Source organism: Aeromonas sp. EU05-FHT14A05, from assembly GCF_058791175.1.
In genome coordinates, this window is the sequence record NZ_JBYTDH010000001.1 from 743,257 (window position 1) to 764,651 (window position 21,395).

Annotated in this window: 15 protein-coding genes; 7 read left to right on the forward strand and 8 right to left on the reverse strand. The window is 64.1% G+C overall.

Features of this window, described 5'->3' with window-relative positions:
- Positions 1-22 precede the first annotated feature (22 nt).
- On the forward strand, positions 23-901 hold the full coding sequence (locus AC3WR3_RS03170) for a MetQ/NlpA family ABC transporter substrate-binding protein (RefSeq protein WP_492291133.1): 879 nt from the start codon (positions 23-25) through the stop codon (positions 899-901).
- A gap of 209 nt (positions 902-1,110) precedes the next feature.
- Here AC3WR3_RS03170 and yjfF read toward each other — a convergent pair whose 3' ends face one another.
- The 5 genes from yjfF to AC3WR3_RS03195 form a co-directional block, all read right to left on the reverse strand.
- Entirely contained in the window at positions 1,111-2,121 is a 1,011-nt protein-coding gene (gene yjfF, locus AC3WR3_RS03175) for a galactofuranose ABC transporter, permease protein YjfF (protein WP_492291134.1), read from the reverse strand.
- Positions 2,114-3,136 (reverse strand): galactofuranose ABC transporter, ATP-binding protein YtfT, encoded by a 1,023-nt coding sequence (gene ytfT / locus AC3WR3_RS03180; RefSeq protein ID WP_492291135.1) that lies wholly within the window; start codon positions 3,134-3,136, stop codon positions 2,114-2,116. Before ytfT ends, yjfF begins: the two co-directional genes overlap by 8 nt.
- 1 nt (position 3,137) lies before the next feature.
- Positions 3,138-4,646: a sugar ABC transporter ATP-binding protein gene (locus tag AC3WR3_RS03185; protein ID WP_492291136.1), complete on the reverse strand. Its 1,509-nt coding sequence runs from the start codon at positions 4,644-4,646 to the stop codon at positions 3,138-3,140.
- Positions 4,647-4,735: 89 nt separating this feature from the next.
- On the reverse strand, positions 4,736-5,695 hold the full coding sequence (ytfQ, locus tag AC3WR3_RS03190) for a galactofuranose ABC transporter, galactofuranose-binding protein YtfQ (protein WP_139438457.1): 960 nt from the start codon (positions 5,693-5,695) through the stop codon (positions 4,736-4,738).
- Between the two features lie 314 nt (positions 5,696-6,009).
- A complete protein-coding gene (locus AC3WR3_RS03195) occupies positions 6,010-7,038 on the reverse strand; it encodes a LysR family transcriptional regulator (RefSeq protein ID WP_492291137.1) in 1,029 nt (342 codons plus the stop codon).
- Between the two features lie 16 nt (positions 7,039-7,054).
- Between AC3WR3_RS03195 and AC3WR3_RS03200 the strand changes: the two genes are divergently transcribed.
- Positions 7,055-7,906, forward strand: coding sequence for a type 1 glutamine amidotransferase domain-containing protein (locus AC3WR3_RS03200; protein ID WP_492291138.1), 852 nt, complete (start codon positions 7,055-7,057; stop codon positions 7,904-7,906).
- Positions 7,907-8,113: 207 nt separating this feature from the next.
- Positions 8,114-11,548: an ImpA family metalloprotease gene (locus AC3WR3_RS03205; RefSeq protein ID WP_492291139.1), complete on the forward strand. Its 3,435-nt coding sequence runs from the start codon at positions 8,114-8,116 to the stop codon at positions 11,546-11,548.
- A gap of 107 nt (positions 11,549-11,655) precedes the next feature.
- Here AC3WR3_RS03205 and AC3WR3_RS03210 read toward each other — a convergent pair whose 3' ends face one another.
- On the reverse strand, positions 11,656-12,534 hold the full coding sequence (locus tag AC3WR3_RS03210; protein WP_492291140.1) for a LysR family transcriptional regulator: 879 nt from the start codon (positions 12,532-12,534) through the stop codon (positions 11,656-11,658).
- Between the two features lie 161 nt (positions 12,535-12,695).
- Here AC3WR3_RS03210 and fdhD point away from each other — a divergent pair, with 161 nt between their 5' ends.
- The 3 genes from fdhD (at position 12,696) to AC3WR3_RS03225 (ending at position 17,149) form a co-directional block, all read left to right on the forward strand.
- Positions 12,696-13,481, forward strand: coding sequence for a formate dehydrogenase accessory sulfurtransferase FdhD (fdhD, locus tag AC3WR3_RS03215; protein ID WP_492291141.1), 786 nt, complete (start codon positions 12,696-12,698; stop codon positions 13,479-13,481).
- The gene (locus AC3WR3_RS03220; protein ID WP_492291142.1) at positions 13,465-15,762 is read left to right on the forward strand and encodes an FdhF/YdeP family oxidoreductase; all 2,298 of its coding nucleotides are present in this window, start codon (positions 13,465-13,467) and stop codon (positions 15,760-15,762) included. The genes fdhD and AC3WR3_RS03220 overlap by 17 nt, the downstream gene beginning before the upstream one ends.
- Positions 15,763-16,021: 259 nt before the next feature.
- The gene (locus AC3WR3_RS03225; protein ID WP_492291143.1) at positions 16,022-17,149 is read left to right on the forward strand and encodes a hypothetical protein; all 1,128 of its coding nucleotides are present in this window, start codon (positions 16,022-16,024) and stop codon (positions 17,147-17,149) included.
- A gap of 12 nt (positions 17,150-17,161) precedes the next feature.
- Here the strand turns inward: AC3WR3_RS03225 and AC3WR3_RS03230 are convergent, their stop codons facing one another.
- Both AC3WR3_RS03230 and AC3WR3_RS03235 read right to left on the reverse strand, forming a co-directional pair.
- Complete coding sequence (locus AC3WR3_RS03230) at positions 17,162-18,736, reverse strand: sensor domain-containing diguanylate cyclase (protein ID WP_492291144.1); 1,575 nt, start codon at positions 18,734-18,736, stop codon at positions 17,162-17,164.
- A 135-nt stretch (positions 18,737-18,871) separates the two neighbouring features.
- Positions 18,872-19,774: a LysR family transcriptional regulator gene (locus tag AC3WR3_RS03235; RefSeq protein WP_492291145.1), complete on the reverse strand. Its 903-nt coding sequence runs from the start codon at positions 19,772-19,774 to the stop codon at positions 18,872-18,874.
- 158 nt (positions 19,775-19,932) lie between these two features.
- Between AC3WR3_RS03235 and AC3WR3_RS03240 the strand changes: the two genes are divergently transcribed.
- The gene (locus AC3WR3_RS03240; protein ID WP_492291146.1) at positions 19,933-21,366 is read left to right on the forward strand and encodes a glycoside hydrolase family 1 protein; all 1,434 of its coding nucleotides are present in this window, start codon (positions 19,933-19,935) and stop codon (positions 21,364-21,366) included.
- Positions 21,367-21,395: the final 29 nt, after the last annotated feature.

Genomic DNA, 21,395 nt, shown 5'->3' on the forward strand with positions numbered 1-21,395 from the left:
ATTTGCTCCGGCGTTCGTCAATTTGGGTATATCCAAGGGATATCTTGTGCTTTGTGCTCCTTGCGTCGCCCCCGTAATCTCGGGGGCGTCATCACTTATTACCAAGGACACAACCATGTTGAAAACCCTATTTAAATTGACGCCGTTGGTTGCCGCCATCATTGCAGGATATGCCAGCGCCGGGGAAACCATACGGCTGGGTATCATGAGCGGAGAGGATGAAGATGTGTGGGCCGTTGCGTCTGCACAGGCCAAAAAACAGGGGCTGGATATCGAGCTAGTCAAGTTCAATGACTATATCTTGCCCAACGAGGCATTGGAAAATGGCGAAATAGATGCCAACGCATTCCAGCACAAACCTTATCTGGACAATCAGGTGAAGAGCCGCGGTTATCATATAGTGCCGGTCGGCAATACGGCGGTGTGGCCCATCGGCCTCTACTCGAAGAAATTCAATGCGGTCAGCGCCTTGCCGAAAGGGGCCATCATAGGGGTGCCCAACGATCCCAGCAATGAAGGGCGTGCGCTGCGGGTGCTGGCGTCGGCCGGCGTCATCAAGCTGCGTCCCGGCTCGGGCATATTGGCGACCACCACGGATATTATCGACAACCCCAGGAAATTGCAGATCAAGGAGCTGGATACCGGCATCATAGGGCGCTCCGTGGATGATCTGGATGCCGCCGTGGTCAATACGGACTGGGCATTGAAATCCGGCTTGAGCCAGCAGCAACGTATTTATTCCGAGACCGCAGAAGAGAATCCTTACAATAATTTCATCGCGGTCAAAAGCGGCAATGAAAGCGCCCCCTGGGTAAAAACCCTGGTGGCCTCCTATCAGAATGAGGCCGTCAAGGCGGCGCTGGACAAATACTATAAAGGGACGGCTATCCCCGCGTGGTAATGAATGGCCGGTGATCCATCACTCATGATTTATTGGTTATCCATGCTGCCTTCTATCGGGGCCGCCATCTTGCCCGAGCGGCTTCCCCGCGTGCCTTTGCAAGGGGGCAGGGTGGTGGGGCGGGCGAATACTCGCGCCCGGCCACCATTAAAGGCGTGTTATCGCGGGGCCTCTGCCCGGGTTGACCGGGCGCAGGCCCCGCGACGGTCTCACTCAAGGGGGGCGACGGCAACCTGCCGCTTGAAGGGGGTGGGCTTGCCGGCCTTGCGCTGTTCCGAGACCAGGATCAGCAGGCGCTGCAGGGCGATGAAGCTAAACAACAGCAGGCCTATGATGATCTTGGTCCACCAGGAGCTGAGGGTGCCGTCGAAGTTGATGTAGGTCTGGATCAACCCCTGGATCAGCACCCCGAACAGGGAGCCGAAGACGGTGCCCACGCCGCCGCTCAGCAGGGTGCCGCCGATGACCACGGCGGCGATGGCATCGAGCTCCACCCCGACGGCGGCGAGCGGATAGCCCGCCGAGGTGTAGAGCGCGAATACGATGCCCGCCAGGGTCGCCAGGGTGGTGGAGAGCAGGTAGATGCGAATGGTGGTGTGGCGCACCGAGATCCCCATCAGGGCCGCCGAGGTGGCGTTGCCGCCGATGGCGTAGACGTTGTTGCCAAAGCGGGTGCGGTTGGCGAGCAGGATGCCGAAGACCACCACCGCCAGCATGATGAGGGCCAGCAGGCTCAGGCGTCCGCCCCCCGGCAGCTTCCACGACAGGCTCGACAGGTAGGTGAAGCTGGGGTGATCGATGGGCAGGGACTGCTCGGAGATAAGGAAACTGGCCCCTCGCAGGAAGAACATGCCCGCCAGGGTGATGATGAAGGCGGGGATCTTCAGGGTGTCGATGAGCCAGCCCATGAGGGCGCCAAAGCCCGCTCCCAGCACCAGCACCAGGGGGATGGCCAGCACGGGGCTGACCCCCAGCTCCCCGATGAGCTTGGCCAGCAGCACGCCGGTGAAGGCGATGACGGCTCCCACCGACAGATCGATGCCCCCCGAGAGGATGACGAAGGTCATGCCCACCGCCACTATGCCGAGGAAGGCGTTGTCCGTCAGTATGTTGCAGATGATGCGGGTGGACATGAAGGCCGGGAAGGAGGCCAGGCAGAGCAGATAGCCCAGCACGAAGACCATGATGGTCACCATCAGGGGGAGGTTGCGTTTAAACATGGTGAGTCCCTCGCTGGAACAGGTGGTTGAGGGCTGGCGACTGCATGACCAGCACCGCCAGCACCACCAGGGCCTTGACGATCTGGTTCCATTGGGGCTGGTAGCCGGAGAGCAGGATCCCGGTGTTCACCCCCTGGATGATCAGGATGCCGACCAGGGAGAGGGCGAGGTTGAAGCGCCCCCCCATCAGGGAGGTGCCCCCAATCACCACCGCCAGGATGGCGTCCATTTCGAGCCAGAGTCCGGCGTTGTTGGCATCGGCCCCCCGGATGTCGGCGGCGACTATCATGCCGGCGACGGCGGCCATGATGCCGCTCAGCAGGTAGGTGGCGATCACCACCATGGGAGTGTTGAGCCCGGCGTTCTTGGCGGCCCTGATGTTGATCCCCACCGCCTCGATGAAGAGGCCGAGGGCGGTGCGCTTGGTCAGCAGCCAGAGCAGCAGCGCCATCCCCAGGGTGATGATGACGGGGGTGGGCAGATAGCAGAGGGCGCCGCTGCCGATCCAGGCCAGGGCGTCGTTGTTGAAGGTGATGATCTGCCCCTCGGTGATGAGCTGGGCGATGCCCCGGCCCGCCACCATGAGGATCAGGGTCGCGACTATGGGCTGGATCTTGAACACCGCCACCAGCAGGCCGTTCCACAGGCCGCACAGGAGGCCCACCCCAAGCACGGCGGCGACGATGACCGGCAGGCTGTGGCCGCCGGTGGCTAGGCTGGCCATGGTGGCCCCGCTGATGGCCATCACGGCCCCCACCGACAGATCGATGCCACCGGTGGCGATCACCAGGGTCATGCCGAGGGAGAGCAGGGCCACGGGGGCGCAGCGGTTGAGGATGTCGATGAGGCTGCCGAACAGCCGCCCATCCTGGATATGGATGGCGAAGAAGTTGTCGGCGACCAGGGCATTGATGAGCAGCACGCAGAGCAGGGCGGCGCACTGGGCCGAGCCCGTGGGCAGGGCTCTGCGGGGGGGCGTCGGCCCGCCAGGGAGGGGGAGGGTGGATGACGTCATATCAGGCCTCACATGCAATGGCGTTCATGATGGCAGGGACGCTGAGGGCGTCCGTCGCAAGCTCTGCCACCTGCTTTCTGTCGCGAAGGACGATCACCCGATCGGCATAGCCCACCAGCTCCTCGAGCTCGGAGGAGATGACCAGCAGGGCCAGCCCGTTGGCGCAGAGGGATTCGATGAGGCGGATGATCTCGGCGTGGGCTCCCACGTCTATGCCCCGGGTGGGCTCGTCCAGGATCAGGAACTGGGGCCTGGTGAGCAGCCAGCGGGCCAGCAGTACCTTTTGCTGGTTGCCCCCGGAGAGAAACTGGATGGGCTGCTCAGGCCCCGGGGTCTTGATGGCCAGCTGCTCGATGAGACGGGCGGTGATCTCGTCCTGCTCCTTGCGGGGCAGGGGGCGCAGCCAGCCCCGCTGGGCTTGCAGGGCCAGCACCATGTTCTCGCGCACCGAGGCCGAGGCGATGATGCCGGCGCTCTTGCGATCCTCCGGGCAGAAACCAAAACCGTTGGCGGCCGCCTGGCGCGCAGAGCGGATGGTCACCGGCTTGTCCCGTACCCGGCACTCGCCGCTGTCGCTCGGCACTATGCCGAACATCAGCTCGGCGGTCTCGGTGCGACCTGAGCCGAGCAGGCCGGCGAGGCCCACTATCTCCCCTGGCATGACGTCGAGACTGAAAGGGGCCAGGACCCCGCGCTTGCCGTAGCCCCTGAACGACACCGTGGGCTGGTGGCTGCGCAACGTCTTGCCCGCCCGCTTGAGGGCATTGTCACCAAGCTCGCGCCCCAGCATCATCTTGACCAGCTCCAGTTGTGGCAGCGCGGCGGTGTCGCGGGTGCCGACCAGCTCGCCGTTGCGAAGCACTGTGATGCGATCGCTGATGGCGTAGACCTGATCGAGAAAATGGGTGATGAAGATGAGGCTCACCCCCTGATCCCGCAGGCTCCCCATCAGGGAGAAGAGCATCTGCACCTCGCTGGCATCCAGGCTGGCGGTGGGCTCGTCCAGGATGAGGATCCGGGCGGACAGGGAGATGGCCCGGGCGATGGCCACTATCTGCTGCATGGCGACCGAATAGTGACCCAGAGGCAGGGTGACATCCATCTCGAAGCCGTATCCCGCCATGATGGCCCTGGCCTGCCGGGTCATGGCGGCTCTGTCGATGAAGCCGAAACGGCGGGGCTCGTGGCCGATGAAGAGGTTGTCCGCCACCGACATGTTCGGCAGCAGGTTGACCTCCTGATAGACGGTGCCGATCCCCAGGCGCTGGGCGTGGGCTGTGTCCGTCGGGGAGATGGGGACGCCATCGAGTTCGATGCGCCCCCCGTCGGGCTGGTAGACGCCGGTGAGGGTCTTGACCAGGGTGGACTTGCCGGCGCCGTTCTCGCCGAGCAGCGCCATGATCTCTCCCCGGCGCAGGGAGAAGTCCACCTGATGCAGGGCACGCACCCCGGGAAAGATCTTGCAGATACCGCGGGCGTTCAACAGCACATCCTGAGTATTTTCTGACATGAATAGGGGCTCTCCGATATAACGCGCCATATCGCAACGTTGCCGATATGGCGTGTTATTTAACAGGCTGGCTCAGCGGGCGAGCGGCATTAATAACCCATGTCTTTTTTCAGCGCGAGCTGGGCCTCGGCACTCTCTGGCTCGAACAGAATAGATGCCGTCTTGATAAGTTTGGGGGGCTGGGTGCCATCCTTCTTATAGGCCAGCAGGGCATCGAAGGCTGGACCTGCCATATTCGGCGTCAATTCCACCGAGGCATTGGCTTCGCCGGCCATCATCGCCTTGAATATATCCGGCACCCCATCGATGGAGATGATCTTGATATCCGTGCCCGGTTTCAGCCCGGCCTCTTTAATGGCCTGGATGGCGCCGATGGCCATGTCGTCATTGTGGGCGTAGACGGCGCAAATATTCTTGCCGTTATTCTCCGCCTTGATGAAGCTCTCCATCACCTCCTTGCCCTTGCTGCGGGTGAAGTCCCCAGACTGGGTGCGGATGATCTTGATGGTGGGCACCGCCGCGACGGTGTCGAGGAAGCCCTTCTTGCGATCCAGCGCCACGCTGGCCCCCACTGTGCCTTGCAATTCCACCACGTTGCAGGCCTTGCCATCCTGCTGCTTGATGAGCCATTGGGCCGCCACTGCTCCTTCGTGGACGCTGTCTGCGGCGACCCCGGTCATGAAGAGGCCGTCATCTTTCACCGTGATGTTGCGATCCAGCAGGAACACCGGGATCTCGGCCTCTTTCGCCTCCTGCAATACCGGATCCCAGCCGGTCTGCACCACGGGCGCAATAAAGATGGCATCCACCCCCTGGGCAATGAAGGAGCGAATGGCCTTGATCTGGTTCTCCTGTTTCTGCTGGGCATCGGCAATTTTCAGGGTGATGCCGCGTTTTTGCGCTTCGCTCTTGGCGACCGAGGTTTCCGCCGCCCGCCAGCCGGACTCAGAGCCTATTTGAGAGAAGCCCACCGTCATCTCGGCAGAATATGCAGAGGCAGAGAGAATGAGGGTGCTGATAATGCCTGCCAGTTTCACTTTCTTATACATGTGACACTCCTTTGTGATGCATGGTGAAATAAACCGGAACGCGTCAGGTTTTTATTGTTCGGGTCAAGGTTATAGGCTCTTGGGTTTAACGACGGGAGGTGGCTCACAGAAAATTTTCAGCAGCACGATGCTTCATACAAACAGCAGACAAGTTCATATATGGCGCGAGGCTTATGCTGATTTCTCTGCATATTTATTTATTCCGGCAGCCATGGTGTCCAGAGCCGGCGCCGTGGATGCCGCCCGGTTTGGCCTGAAATCAGGCCAGCCTGGTGCACAGGTATGGAGAAAGGAAAGGGCGAGGGACCCTTGTCTCAGGGGCGCACCGCCGCCAGCAGGTAATCCACGAAGGCCCGCACCCGGGCCGAGAGGTGGCGATGCTGGGGATAGAGGGCGTAGAAGGGGCGGGATCGCCCCGCAAAGGGGGTCATGACCTCCACCAGCTTGCCCTGGCACAGCGCCTCTGCCGCCACGAAATGGTAGATCTGGAACAGACCCCCGCCAGCCACCGCCCAGCCAAGACCCGCCAGCACATCCTCCAGCACCCGCTGCCGACTGTGGAGACTGACCTCGACCGGCAGCCCCTTCTCATCGATGAAGCTCCAGGGGAAGGGGCGCCCCGTGCTGGGGGTGATGAACTGGATCAGATCATGTTGCGACAGCATTTCCAGGGAGGTTGGCGCGGGGCGGCGAGCGGCATAGTCGGGGGAGCAGAAGACCCCGACGCTGGCCTCCTCCAGCTTGCGGGCGATCACCCGGGAGTCGCGCGGCTCACCCAGACGAATGGCGAGATCGTAACCGTCCTCCACGAAGTCGATGTTTCTGTTCGAGACATTGAGCTCCAGCTCGATCTCGGGATAGGCGGCCATGAAGCCCGGCAGCAGGGGCACCAGGCGATGGTGGGCATAGACGGTGCCCACGCTGATGCGCAGCAACCCCTTAGGGTGGTGCTGGCGTCCGGTGATGGCCCGCTCGGCCTCGGCGATCTGATCGAGGGCCTGCTGGCACTGCGCCCGATAGAGCTCACCGTCGTGGGTGAGGCGCACGCTGCGGGTGGTGCGATTGAAGAGTTTGACGCCGAGCCTGGCTTCGATGCGCTGGATGGAGCGGCTCACCGAGGCCGGCGTCACCCCCAGCACCTGTGCCGTGGCGGTGAAGCTGCCAAGCTCGGCCGCCTTGCAAAAGAGCTCTATGCTGCCGAGCTGGACGGGGTCGAAGGCGCGGGACATATGTTCATCCATGTAAATAAACAAGTTCAGTGGCGTCAGTTTATCCGCCGCAAGGTAATGGGTAAATTCTTCATCCAGCGCGGTGCCCTTGCCGCCCGAGCGATCACTGTCCATTCCAAGGAGTATCAAGATGAAGAACACCCTCAAGGCCCTGCTGGCGTCACTGCTGCTGGCGACCTCGGCCGCGGCCAGTGCGGCGTCCAAGGGAGAGATCCTGGTTTTGCTCTCGAGCGAGACCGCACTGCCGCTGCAAGGGGGCAAGAGCCTGACCACCGGCTTCTACCAGAATGAACTGGGGGTGCCTGCCGCCGCCCTGCTGGAGGCCGGCTACACCCTGACCCCGGTGACACCGAGAGGGAACCGGCCCGTTGCCGACAAGGGTTCCGTCGATCCCCAGTACTTTGGCAGCAACCCGCAGGAGATGGCGCGTATCGGCGCCGTCGTGGAGGGGCTGCTTGGCGCCGGCAAGGTGCTCTCCCTGAAGGAGGTGCTGCAATCCGGTCCCGAGCGCTATGCCGGCCTCTTCATTCCAGGCGGCCATGCTCCCCTCATCGATCTCGCCACGGATCCCGAGGTGGGCACCCTGCTGCACCATTTCCATGACAACCACAAACCCACGGCGGCCATCTGCCACGGCCCCATCGCGCTGCTGGCGGCGCAGGGGGATCCGGCCGGGTTCGAGCAGTCCGTCATCGCAGGCAAGGCGGACGGTACCAGGGAGTGGATCTACGACGGTTACAGGATGACCATCTTCTCCGACGAGGAAGAGGCGGTGTTTGAAGGCTCGCTCAAGGGCGACAGGTTGCGCTACTACCCGGCGCAGGCCATGGCCCGGGCCGGTGGCAAGATGCAGTTTGCCGCCCCCTGGCAGCCCGGCGTGGTGGTCGATCGCGAGCTTATCACCGGCCAGAATCCCTTCTCGGACCACGCCCTGGCGAGCGCCTTCATCGCGGCGCTGGACAAGCACGCCGAGGCGAACTGAACACTATTTGCGCAGCCCGGCCCGTCATGGAAAGGGCTGTCACTCTCTTGCGGGGTCGACCGCCCCGGGGGAGTGAAGTACCGCCAGGAGAGGGAAGGAGAGCCCGGTCGGTCGGAGCCTAAAATGGGATTCGTTCAGGGTTGAAATTACGCAGCACGCCCCCTACACTGCCCGCCCCAAACAGCCTGGTAGAGAGGAGGATAGAAGATGAGAAGAGTCATTCTCACACCCTTGCTGGCCCTTGCCATGAACGGATGCGGGGGTGGAGAGGGCGGGAAAGACGATGCCATTCCCCCCACGATAACAACGTATTTCGAGGCATCCACCCAGAGCACCCAGGGTGGACAGTTGAGCCCGGCCAGCCTGCGCCTGAGCGCCGGTGAGCAGGGCCGTTTCACCGTCGCACCCGACGCAGGCTATGTGTTGGCGCAGATTGCGGGTTGTGAGGGGACGCTGGACGGCCTCACTTATACCACGGGCCCCATGCGCGGCGATTGCCAGGTCTCGGCGAGCTTCACTCAGGAGACGGCCCCCGTCTATTTCGAGGCCACCACCCGCAGCAGCCAGGGTGGACGGCTGAGCCCGGTCAGCCTGCGCCTGAGCGCCGGTGAACGGGGGCGTTTCACCGTAGCGCCCGACGCCGGCTTCGTGCTGGATAGCATAGAGGGCTGTGACGGCACCCTGCAGGGTCACGACTACATCACAGCTCCCATGGGCGCCGATTGTCAGGTGTCGGCTCGCTTCATCAAGCATGCCGCCCATGCCATTGCCCACGAGGATCACGCCCTCGCCAGCGACATGGAGCTGATCGCCCATGCCCGTGGCGCCATCGCCGACAGTGAGGCGCGTCGCACCGAACTGGTCAGTACCCTCTATCGGGGTCTGGATGCCATCAGCTGGAACCCGAGCCACGACTCCATCACCTTCTCCAGCTTCCAGCCCGAACACACCGTGACCCTGCTCCCTTCCAACATCAATGGCAAGGGGGAGAGCGAGATCCGCGGCCTGGTGATGGTCTCCGAGCAAGATGACTATCGCCGGGCAGCCATGGGGGCAAACCTGTTTGCGGTGGATCGCACGCCCCAGAGCGAGGCGCTGCTCAGGGGGCTGATCGGCTGGCTGACCCGGGGGAGGGATAGTGATGACGATGGTCTTCGCATCCTGACCGCCCAGATGCCGAGTCGCGCCGACAGCTGGTATTTCCCCCATAACGAGGGGATCCGGGACTGGCTCAAGGCCATGTATCCGGACGCGCACAGCATCAACCAGGCCGATGAGTGCGATTATCAGGCCCTCGGCGCCTGCATCGACCGCATGGCGCCGGATCTCATCGTGATAAGCGACCTCGATCGCCAAGGGCTGGGGTACCAGGGCATAGCCCAGGTCATCGCCAAGGCGAAGGCCGCCGGGATCCCGCTGCTGCTCTCCAACTACCGGCGAGAGGCAAGCCCCCTGCTGGCGCCCCTCTATCTGGAGATGGGACTGGTGACCTGGGGCAACTACTGGTCGAAGCTCAAGGTCAGCAATCTGGCGGCGAGCACCATCATGGCGCCAGATCCCCAGCTGATGGCGGTCGATACGCTGCTGAGCAACCTTAAGGAGGGGACATTCAGCACCCAATGGCTGGATGCCTGCAGCGGCAACTTCCTCAACTGCGGGGGTGTCGATGAGTTCAATGTGCAGTTCAAGAATGGCGCCGACTGGCTCAGGAGTGCCGCCATCACCCTGGACAAGGCGGGGATCAGCCCCTTCGCCCAGGGCGGCCTGGCACTGTTGCCAGCCAGCCTGCTGCTGGCCGACAAATACCGTGCCGCCATCGACTACCCCATCGCCTGGGATGAGCATCAGGCCTGGCAGCGGGCGATGTTTGCCGACTGGCTGGTGAGCTATGCCCGTGTTCGCAACCCGGCCCAGCCCGATCTGGGGGAGTACGTCGTCGATCGCAGCCAGGTGTTCAAGGGAGATCAGGCCCATTACGCCTATCCCGCCGTCATCAGCGACAGCCGCCGCATCTCGGTGCCCTATTCCGGGCAGTGGACCTCGACGGGCTGGTATGCCCTGCCGGGGCAACGTATCACCCTGAGTCGCACGGATACAGCGGATGTTTCCGCTACCATTCGGCTCAATTACCACAGACCCAACACCAACAGGGCCTATGAGCAGAAGGTCTATCGGGCGCCGCTGGAGTTGGCCAGCGGGCGGCTTCCTCTTAACAAGGGCGGCAGCGTCAGCTTCACCTCGCCCTATGGGGGCCCTGTCTATCTCTATCTGGAGGGGGGAGACGGGACGCTGCAAGTGGAGGTGGCCGCCACCGGCGTGACCCGCCATCCAGCCATTCTGGACTTCAGTGATGAGCAGCAGATCCGGGACTTCAACGAGCGGCTGGATCAGACCGAGCTGCCCCATGTCGATCTCAGGGCCGATGGCGCCGAGCAGCATCTGCGCCGGGATCGCTTCACCGGGGCCATCGGGGGGGCCATTGCCGACACCGATGCCCTGCTGGACAGCATCTCCCGGGATCATATCAACAGCGTCTATACCCTGGCGGGCTTCAAGATCCAGGGCAAGCGCCTGGAGGAGTCGCTGCCCGACGAGGTCAGGCGCGCCTGTGTCGCGCTGCTGGGGGATCAGTGTCTCGACGAGTCACTGCATACCCGTACCATCATCCAGCATGCCAACTACGACCAGAATGCCCATTGCGGGGTCGGCTGCAGCGGCAACCCCTGGGACTCTTCCGGCAGCATCAGCCCAACCGGTTGGCTGGACAATCACGAGCTGGGCCACAATCTGCAAACCCAGCGCCTGAATGTGCATTACGCCGCCGCCAGCGATGCTGACAACTGGCGCGGCTATGGCAGCCGGGCCGGGGAGAACTCCAACAACATCTTCCCCTATGTGGTGAAGTGGCAGGCCCACTATCTGCGCGACGGCAACACGGCGCCCATCAAAGATGGTCACATGAATCACAAGGATCTGTTCTACGCCTTCATGTCCGACGCGGCCGGGGTGAAGGATAAGAGCGGCAACCGGGTGGTGCTGGGGGCCAACTGCAAGGTGCTGGATGCGGGGGAGAGTCGCTACGAGGCGCCCTGGCAGAGCAATGCCTATGCGGTCCACAACGGCTATCGCATGGCGTTTTATATCCAGATGGCACTGCGCGCCCACGGCATGAGGCTGGCGGACGGCACCCGCCTGAACAACGGCTTCAATATCTTCACCCTGCTCTACCAGTATTCACGGATCTTCGGCGCCGTTGCCGACAACGAGAGCGACTGGAATGCCAACAGGGACAGGCTCGGCTTTGGCCTCTTCCCCTTCCAGGGGCATGGGGTCTATGGCGGCAAGCAGGTGCGAGACATACCGGGCAACGACTTCATGCTGGTCGCCCTCGGCAGGCTAACCGGCCTGGACTGGCGCAGCCACTTCGATCTGCTGGGTCTGCGCTACTCGCGCCTCGCCGCCGATCAGGTGGAGGCGAACCAGCCCTCGGGCGTCCTGCCCATGGGGATGTACGTGCTGGAGGACGATCTCCCGCCCGCCAACATGAGCGAGGGGCTGACATTCCTGCCCCTCTCCAGGACGGATGGCAGCACCCTCTGGCCTCGCGACCATGGATCGCCGGCCAGCTGTCCTATTCCCTAATAAAGAAAAAACGCCCTCAGGGGCGTTTTTTCTTGGTCAGCGCAGGCTTGCTGGAGAAGGCGGGCGGTACTCGTATTGATACTCGTAGCCCTGCACCAAGGGAGAGCTCAGGCCTGCAGCAGGGCGAGAAACGCCTTCATGGCCGGGGTGACGCTGTGTTTTCGGGTGATGAAGGCGATGGTGCCGGCGCTCGCATCGACCAGGGGGTGGCAGGGCAGCTTGAAGAGCTGCTGGGCGGTGGCGGCGATGCCGGCGCTGACCACGGCGCAGCCGAGCCCGTGGCTCACCCCGTTGGCCAGGTGGAACAGGGAGTCTGTCTCCAGCACCACCCGCAGGCTGAGCTGCTGGCGGGCGGCGGCCTCGTCGAGATAGCGGCGAAACTGCATGGTGGCGCTCGGCAGGATCAGGGGGAGATCCTGCAAGTCCGTCAGCCTCAGAGGCTGGCTCGGGGCGAGGTGCGGGGGCAGGGGCCCCAGCAGGGCCATGGGGTTGGGGTGGCGAAGCTGGACGTCGAGGGCGCGGCGCTGATGCTCGGTGAGCAGCTCGTCAAAGCCAAGGCCGATGTCGGTCTGGTGCAGATCCAGCTGCTCGAGCAGGGTGCCGTGGGTCATCACCGACAGGCGCAGGCTGACCTTGGGGAAGGCGTCGTTGAAGCGCTTGAGCAGCGGCATGATGTCGATGCTCGACTGGGGCACCATGCCGATGCGCAGGACCCCCGACAGCGCGCCGCCAAACAGGCTCAGCTCCTGGCGCATGGCGTCCTGCTCCAGCAGCATGCGCTCGGCGTGGCGCAGCACCACTTCCCCCGCCTGGGTCAGGGCCACGAACTGGCTGTTGCGCACCACCAGTTCGGTGCCGAGGGATTTTTCCAGGGCGGTGATGCTGGCGGACAGGGTCGGCTGGGTGATGAAGCAGGCCTTGGCCGCCTTGGCGAAGTGGCGGTGCTGGGTCAGCTCGTAGAAATAGTGCAACTGCTTGATGTTCATCGAAGAGGAAGCGCCTGGCGTGGAGGATGGCCGACAAAGTTAATCAATCGACATCGCCATGGCAATAGAGGTTGTCTATCAGTGAATAGATTTGTTTCATTGGTTTTGGGGGAGCGACTTATCTAAACTTGAGGCCCGAATACACGTTATAAGCGTCTCGCATGATCCCATTCAATTCACGGTTGCCCAGGCTGGATGAGCTGGTGGAAGAGGTGGCCGTGTCCGTCAACATCAACGGCATCAACCACGCCGTCATGATGGCCACCCCGGATGATCTCGACGACTTCGCCATCGGCTTCCTGTTTGGCGAGGGGATCATCGGGGGTAACCACGATGTGCACGACATCCAGAGCACCCCGTCCGAGCAGGGGGTGGTGCTCGACATCACCATCGCCAACCGCTGCCTGGCCGAGCTGGGGCGACGCAAGCGCCGCCTGGCCGGAGCCAGCGGCTGCGGCATCTGCGGGGTGGAGGCCATAGAGCATGCGCTGCCCGAGTTCGCCCCCCTGACCCCGGGCGCCCCCCTGGATACCGAGCGTTTGCGGGACTTGCGCGAGCGCATCGCCCCCTGGCAGAGCAAGGCCCGCCAGAGCGGCGCCCTCCATGCCGCCCTGGCGCTCGACGAGCGCGGCGAGATCCTGGCTTGCCGGGAAGACATAGGCCGCCACAACGCCCTGGACAAGCTCATCGGCATGCAACTGCGCCAGCCCGCGCAGGCCGCCACCCTGGTCATCACCAGCCGCTGCGGCAGCGAACTCATTCACAAGGCGGTGCAATTTGGCGCCGCCCACCTCATCAGCCTTGCTTCTCCCAGCCAGCTCGCGGTGCGACTGGCCCTGAAATACAACCTGACCCTCATTCATGTGCCCAGATCCGATGCCCCGGTCTGCTATGCCAGCCCCCGCGCCCAGGATCACGTTGGAGACTCCCATGTCCAGTCATATTGAGAAACCGGCCAAGGCCGGCGGCTTTTCCTCCCTGCAGTCCACCTTCAAGCAGGTGCTGCAGAGCCAGAAGACCCGGCAGAACATCAAGAACCTGCTGCGGGTCAACCAGACCGACGGTTTCGACTGCCCCGGCTGCGCCTGGGGTGACAACAAGCAGGGGGCCTTCCAGTTTTGCGAGAACGGCGCCAAGGCGGTGGCCTGGGAGTCCACCGGCAAGACGGTAGGGGCCGCCTTCTTCGCCGAGCATTCGGTGCGCCGCCTCGCCACCCAGAGCGACTACTGGCTCGAATACCAGGGACGGCTGACCGAGCCCCTGCGCTACAACCCGGCGACCGATCACTACGAGCCGATAAGCTGGGATCAGGCCTTTGCCCTCATCGCGGACAAGCTCAAGCGCCTGGCCAGCCCAGACGAGGTGGAGTTCTACACCTCGGGCCGCGCCAGCAACGAGGCCTCCTACCTCTATCAGCTGTTCGGCCGTCTCTATGGTACCAACAACTTCCCGGACTGCTCCAACATGTGCCACGAGGCGAGCGGGGTGGGGCTGATCCAGTCTGTCGGGGTGGGCAAGGGCACAGTGGTGCTCGATGACTTCGACGCCGCCAAAGCCATCTTCGTCTTCGGCCAGAACCCGGGCACCAACCACCCGCGCATGATGAACGCCCTGCGCAAGGCGGCGCGCCAGGGGTGCCAGATAGTCACCTTCAACAACCTGAAAGAGGTGGCCCTCGAGCGCTTCGCGAGCCCCCAGAGCCCGGCAGAGCTCCTGACCCCGGCGGCCACCCGCATCAGCCACCAGTACCTCACGCCAAAGCTTGGCGGTGACATGGCGGCCATTCGCGGCATGGCGAAATACATCCTGGAAGAGCAGGGGGGGCGCATCGATCTCGCCTTTATCGAGCAGCATACGGCGCACTTTGACGACTACCTGGCCCAGGTGAAGGCCACCGGTTGGGATCAGATCGAGGCGCAATCCGGGCTGGATCGCGAGGCGATCACCCGGGCGGCGCAGATCTTCGCCCAGAGCGAGAGCGTGATCAGCTGCTGGGCCATGGGGATCACCCAGCACAAGCACTCGGTCGACACCATTCGCGAAATCGTCAACCTGCACCTGATGTGCGGCCAGATTGGCAAGCCGGGGGCCGGACTCTGTCCGGTGCGCGGTCACAGCAACGTGCAGGGCAACCGCACCATGGGGATCAACGAGAAACCCAATGCCGCCTTTATCGATCGCCTGGAGCGCCGCTTCCCGGTGGGCCTCAAGCGCACGCCGGGGCACAACGTCTACGAGGCCCTCAAGGCCCTCCATGGCGGCAAGAGCAAGGTGCTCATCTGCCTCGGGGGCAACCTGGCAGCCGCGGCGCCGGACACCGACTTCACCTATGAGGCGATGCGAAGGAGCGAGCTCAACGTGCAGATCAGCACCAAGCTCAACCGCAGCCACCTCATGGTCTCCAAGGATGCCCTGATCCTCCCCTGCCTCGGCCGCACCGAGCTCGACACCCAGCGCGCCGGGGTGCAGAAGATCACCGTGGAAGACACCTTCAGCATGGTGCACGCCTCCACCGGCATGAACGAGCCGGTCTCGCCGCTCTGCCTGTCCGAGATCGACATAGTCGCGCGCATGGCCGAGGCGACGCTGGGCCGCGATCGAGTGGACTGGCTGGCGCTGCGGGATGACTACGCCCTGCTGCGGGATCTCATCGCCGAGACCATCGCCGGCTTTGACGACTTCAACCGCCGTATCGAGGAGCCTTGCGGCTTCCACCTGGAGAACGGCGCCGCCCTGCTGCGCTGGAATACCCCAAGCGGGCGCGCAGAATTCAGGGCGAGCCGCTTGCCGGACTCCATCCTGCCAGAGTGCACCAGCCACGCCGAGCAGATGGTGGACGAGCCCGTGCTGCTGCTCCAGAGCCTGCGCTCCCACGATCAGTACAACACCACCATCTACGGCATGGACGATCGCTACCGCGGCATCAAGGGGCGGCGCAACGTGGTCTTCATGAACGAGGAGGATGCCCGTCGCCTGGGGCTGGCCGAGGAGCAGCAGGTGGACATGACCGCCATCTGCAACGACGGGCGCGAGCGGGTGGTGCGCGGCTTCAGCGTCATCTTCTACGAGATCCCCAGGGGCAACATCGCCGCCTACTACCCGGAGACCAACCCCCTGGTGGCCATAGAGAGCATAGGGGAGGGCTCCTTCACCCCCACCTCCAAGTCGGTGCCCGTGCTGGTGACCCCAAGCCAGGCACAGGCCGCCAGCCTCGCCGTCAATCTGTAAGCGTCCTCGCACGAACCCCTGCCCAGGCAGGGGTTTTTTCATGCCAGGTATTCGCCCGGGCCTCTCGTTTGGCGAAGCTGTACGGCGATTGTATGGCGCACCATCTTGCTGTGGTCGGGGCCTGGGGATGCCGTTATGCTGCGGCCCTCTTCCGGCCCCTGATGCAGGGCGGCCGGCAACCTGAACCCGGACGCGCCTGCCAGGCAGGGTGGCCAAGCGCCGCCGGTTTGCCGTGCGCTACCCTGTGCGGAACCCACACATGCGCTATGCAATCTCTCCCCTGATGGCCGGCCTGGCCCTCACCCTGGCGGCCAGCCCCGCGATGGCGGCGGATCCCGCCAAGGAAGAGGCGCAGCCGCGCCGTGACGAGCGCGAGGCAAAGGGGGATGAGCCACCAGACGAGCGTTCCCCCTGGCTGTTCGTGCCCCTGCTGAGCTCCAGCCCCAAGCTGGACACGGCGGCGGGCCTGATGGTGGGTTATCTGCACCGGTTCGATGAGGGCTCGCGCCCGTCCCTGTTCACCCTGTCCGGCAAGTACACCACCTCGGACTCCCTCATCACCAGCGCCTTTGCCAAGACGTCGTTCGGCGCGGATCACCACCGCCTCGTCGGTGGGGTGATCGTTGGCGACATCAACAACAGCTATCAGGATTACCTCGGTACCGGCCGTGCCCTCGAGACCGAGGACCACTTCCGCTCCGCCTTCCTGCGTTACCTCTATCGGGTGGAGGGGGACTGGTTTGTCGGCGGCATGGCGGCCTACTCCAACTACGAGATGCAGGGACAGGATCTGCAATCGGATCAGATCCTGGAGGAGCTGGGGCTGGAGGGGTTCACCTCGGGGGGGCTTGGGCTGGCGGTGCAGCACGATTCCCGGGACAGCGACTTCAGCGCGACCCGGGGCTGGTATTTGAACGTCAACAACCTGGCCTACCGGGAAGGACTGGGGGGAGAGGGGGACTTTGACATCTACCGGGTCGACTACAGGGGATACTGGCGCCACGGGGATGGCCATGTGCTCGCCTGGCGCAATCGCAACCAGTTCTCCCACAACGCGCCGAGCGGCTCCTATTCCCCCATCTACCTGCGTGGCTACACCCCGGGGGAGTACCTGGGCCAGCACATGTCGGCGGTGGAGGTCGAGGAGCGCTACAAGCTGGCCGAACGCTGGACCCTGACCGCCTTCGCCGGGGTGGCCTGCCTCTACGGGGATGCCGTGAACGGGGAGTCCCTCGACTGCTCCGACAGCGCCAACATCTATCCCGCCTGGGGGGCGGGGGTGCAGTATCTGCTCAAGCCCGAGGCGGGCATAGTCGCCAACCTCGAGTATGCCATGGGCAAGGACGACAACGCCGGCATCTACCTCAAGATGGGTTACAGCTTCTGACGCCGGGTGGCCTCAGGCGCCGGCCACCACCACGCAGTTGCGGCCCCTGTGCTTGGCCTGATAGAGCGCCTTGTCCGCCTGCTTGAGCACGGCACCGAGATCGCTGGCATCCCCAGGCCAGTGGGCGACCCCGAGGGAGATGGTGATGCGCCCGGCCTGATCCATCTCGTGGCCTGCCACCGTCATCCGCAGCCGCTCGGCGATCCGCTGTGCCTGCACCAGGGAGACCCCGGGCAGCAGCAGCAGGAACTCCTCGCCGCCGCTGCGGCACAGGGCGGCATCGGCGCGCAGATCCCGCTGCATCAGGGTCGCCAGGGCGACGATGACGGCGTCCCCGACGTCGTGGCCGAAGTGATCGTTGATCCCCTTGAAGTGATCGATATCGAGGGCGATGACCGCCAGGGGCCGGGACTGTGCCTGATAGTCGTCCAGCATCTGCTGCATGGCCCGCCGGTTGAAGAGGCCCGTCATGGGGTCGGTGTGGCTGTCGGTGTGCAGCTGGTCAATCCTGGTGTTGAGCAGCCCCAGCCCCTTGAGAATGGCCTGCTTGATCTGGGCCGCCTCGAAGTACCAGGCGCGGATGCTGGAGATGTTGGAGGCCGCCTCCTGCTGATCCATCAGCCTGGCCCGGTTGGCCAGCTGCCGCAGGGGCCGGGAGATGATGGTGGCCGAGAGCCAGATGGCGAAGAGGATGAAGAGGGTGACCGGGATCATCCCCTTCAATATGTTGAGCATCTGCTGATCCAGCCCGGCCAGGGTGGCGCTGCGGGGGCGCTGGGCCACCACTCCCCAGCCCGCACCGGCCACGGGGGCGAAGCCCGCCAGCATCTCGGTTCCCCGGGAGTTGAGCACGCTTTGTGCCCCCTGCCGCCCCTGCAACACCTCGTCCACCACCGTATTCTCACCTATCTTCTGGCCGATGCGCTTGGGGTTGGGGTGGTAGATCAGGGTCTTCTGCCGGTCGACCACGTAGAGGTAGGAGCCATCCTGGTAGTAGTGCTGACCCAGCAGGCTGGAGAGCACGCTGGCGGACTGCAGATAGATGGTCCCGGCGACATAGCCGAGGTAGCGCCTGTCCGTCGAGAACACAGGGTAGGAGAGGCTGATGAGGTAGTTGCCCGAGAGGGAGACCAGGGGATCCGAGATGGTCGGCTGCTGGTTGGCGAGGGTCTGGCGGGCGCTGCGGGAGGTGAGCTTGGCCCCCTTCACCTTCAGGGTCTCGGGGGAGACGGCGACGATGGTGGACTCGGTGTTGACTATGGCCACCGAGTTGAAGGTGTTGGTGCGCTCGCGCAACTGGGTCACCTCCTGCTCCAGCCCCTTGACGTCGTTGGCCTGCAGCAGCGGCGCCAGCAGGGTGGCGCTGTAGGCAAGCTGCTCCTGGGCCGCATTCAGCATGGCCTCGGCGGAGGCGGCCAGCTTGGTGGCATAGACACGGTTGGCCTCCAGGGTACTGTCGATCAGCAGTTGTCGCTGTGCCTGATGGATGGCGTAGAAGCTGTTGCCGAAGGTGGCCAGCACGCCGAGCACGGCCAGGGCCAAGATGAGGCGATGGAGATCAAACCTCAGCAGCCAGTGAGATAGCATTGGAGAAACGAGTCCTTGTCGGTTGGCGCCGGGCGCCGGGGTCATGGTGCAATTTTACGGGGGCTGGCTGCTCAAAAGCTACCGTTAATGTGGTTCTCGAACGATGCCGTGTCGTGAATGACGGCCATGGCCGCGTCATGACTCTGCACCGCCCTGATCACCCAGGGCGGTGAGGGCGGGATCACCGAGCTCGGCCACCGTCTGCCAGAAGGGGGCGATGAGGGGATTATCTCCTCCCGGCGGGCGAATGAGCCCTATGATCCAGCTCGCCTCGGCCTCCCCTAAGGGCAGGGTGATGACGTCCGGGTGCTCTATGGTGGTGGAGGAGGGGACCAGGGTCCAGGCGATGCCCGCCGCCGCGGTGGCGATGCCGGCGGCGAAGTCGTTGACGTACTGGATATCCCCAAAGCGCAGCCCGCTCTGGGCCAGGTAGTGCACGAACTGATCGTGGAAGGAGGGGGCCTTGTCCCGGCGCAGTATGGCGAGCGGCTTGTCCAGCAGATCCGAGAGCCCCGTCACCCCCTGGTAGCCGGCGGGCAGCACGGCGACGAAATGGGCGCGCACCACGGGCAGCACCGGCCAGCCCTTGGGGGCGGGCAGGCGGCAGAAGCCGAGATCCAGCCTGCCTTCACTGAGTGCCAGCAACTGGTGATGGGTGGAGAGATCGTTGAGCTCTATGCCGACCCCGGGGCGGCTGGCCCGAAAACGGGCGATGGCCGCGGGCACCAGCAGCTTGGTGGCGACCCCGAAGCCGATGCGCAGGGTGCCGCCATTGCCCGCCAGCACGTCGCGGGCGGTGCGACCGAGCTGCTCGCTCTGGGCCACCAGGGCGCAGGCATCCCCGTAGAGGGCGCGCCCGAGGGGGGTAAGCCGGGTGCTGCTGGCGTTGCGCTCGAACAGCTCGCCGCCAAAATCCGCCTCCAGCCGCCGGATCTGCTTGCTCAGGGCCGACTGGGTGATGTGTTGGCGCGCCGCCGCCTGACCGAAGTGCAAGACCTCCCCCAGGGTGACGAAGGCCTTCAGATCCCGCAACTCCATCACGACTCCTTCATTCCTGCTTGGAATATTGAATGGCAAAAATTGTCATTGGACGGAATTCTAGAACTGTTCGATGCTGATGCCAATTCGTTTTGACACCCGCCAGTGCCCCCAGGGGGAGAGGCGGCACCATCCTCAAGCAGCAGGAGACAAGCCAGATGCACCATCCCAAGTTCAACGACTTCCCCGCGGATTTCCTCTGGGGGGCTGCCTCTGCCGCCTACCAGGTGGAAGGGGCCTGGAACGAAGACGGCAAGGGCCCCTCGGTGTGGGATCTCTTCACCAAGTTGCCGGGCAAGACCTTCGAGGGCAGCAACGGGGACGTGGCGGTGGATCACTACCACCGCGTGGAAGAGGACGTGGCGCTGATGGCGGAGATGGGGCTCAAGGCCTACCGCTTCTCGGTGAGCTGGCCGCGCATCTTCCCCAATGGGCGCGGTGAGGTGAACGAGGCGGGACTCGCCTTCTACGAGCGGCTCATCGACGCCCTGCTGGCCCACGGCATAGAGCCTGTGCTGACCCTCTATCACTGGGACCTGCCCCAGGCGCTGCAGGACGAATACGGCGGCTGGGAAGACAGGCGCATCATCGACGACTTCGAGCGCTACTGCGTCACCCTCTATCAGCGCTTCGCCGGCAAGGTGAAGTACTGGGTCTCCCTCAACGAGCAGAACTACAACCTGACCAACGCCTACCAGCTCGGCACCCATCCGCCCGCGGTGCAGGACAGGAAGCGCTTCTTCGCCGCCAACCACATCGCGTTCCTGGCCAACGCCCGGGTCATCAAGGCGTTCCGCCAGCATGTGCCAAACGGCCTCATCGGCCCGAGCTTCGCGTACTCCCCCGCCTATCCGGCCTCCTGCGCCCCGAGCGACATGCTGGCGTTCGAGAATGCCGAGGAGTTCACCAACCTCTGGTGGCTGGATGCCTACTGCTTCGGCCGCTACCCCCAGGCGGCGCTCGCCTACCTGAGAGAAACCGGCGAGGCCCCCGAGATACTGCCAGGGGATCTCGAACTGCTGCGCGAAGGCACCCCCGACTACATAGGCGTCAACTACTACTACACCCTGACCTTCACCGACAATCCCCTCGGCGGTCAGACCATGCAGCGCATCAACACCACGGGGCAGAAGGGCACCACGCCGTCGAGCGGCGTCCCCGGTCTCTACAGGACCACCCCCAACCCGCACCTGGAGACCAGCAACTGGGACTGGGCCATAGACCCCACCGGGATGCGCATCGCCCTGCGCCGCCTCTCGTCCCGCTACGGCCTGCCGCTGATGATCACCGAGAACGGCCTCGGCGAGTTCGACAAGCTGACCACGGACGGCCGGGTGCAGGATGACTACCGCATCGCCTATCTGCACAGCCACCTCAAGGCGTGCCAGGAGGCGATGCAGGACGGGGTCGAACTGCTCGGCTACTGCGCCTGGTCCTTCACCGACATCCTGAGCTGGCTCAACGGCTACCAGAAGCGCTACGGCTTCGTCTATGTGGAGCGCGACGAGCAGGGTGGGTCGCTTCGCCGCATCAAGAAGGAGAGCTTCCACTGGTACAGCCAGGTGATCGCCTCCGGTGGCAAGACGCTGTAAGGCGCCCATGCGCCCGGTGCGCAGCGCAT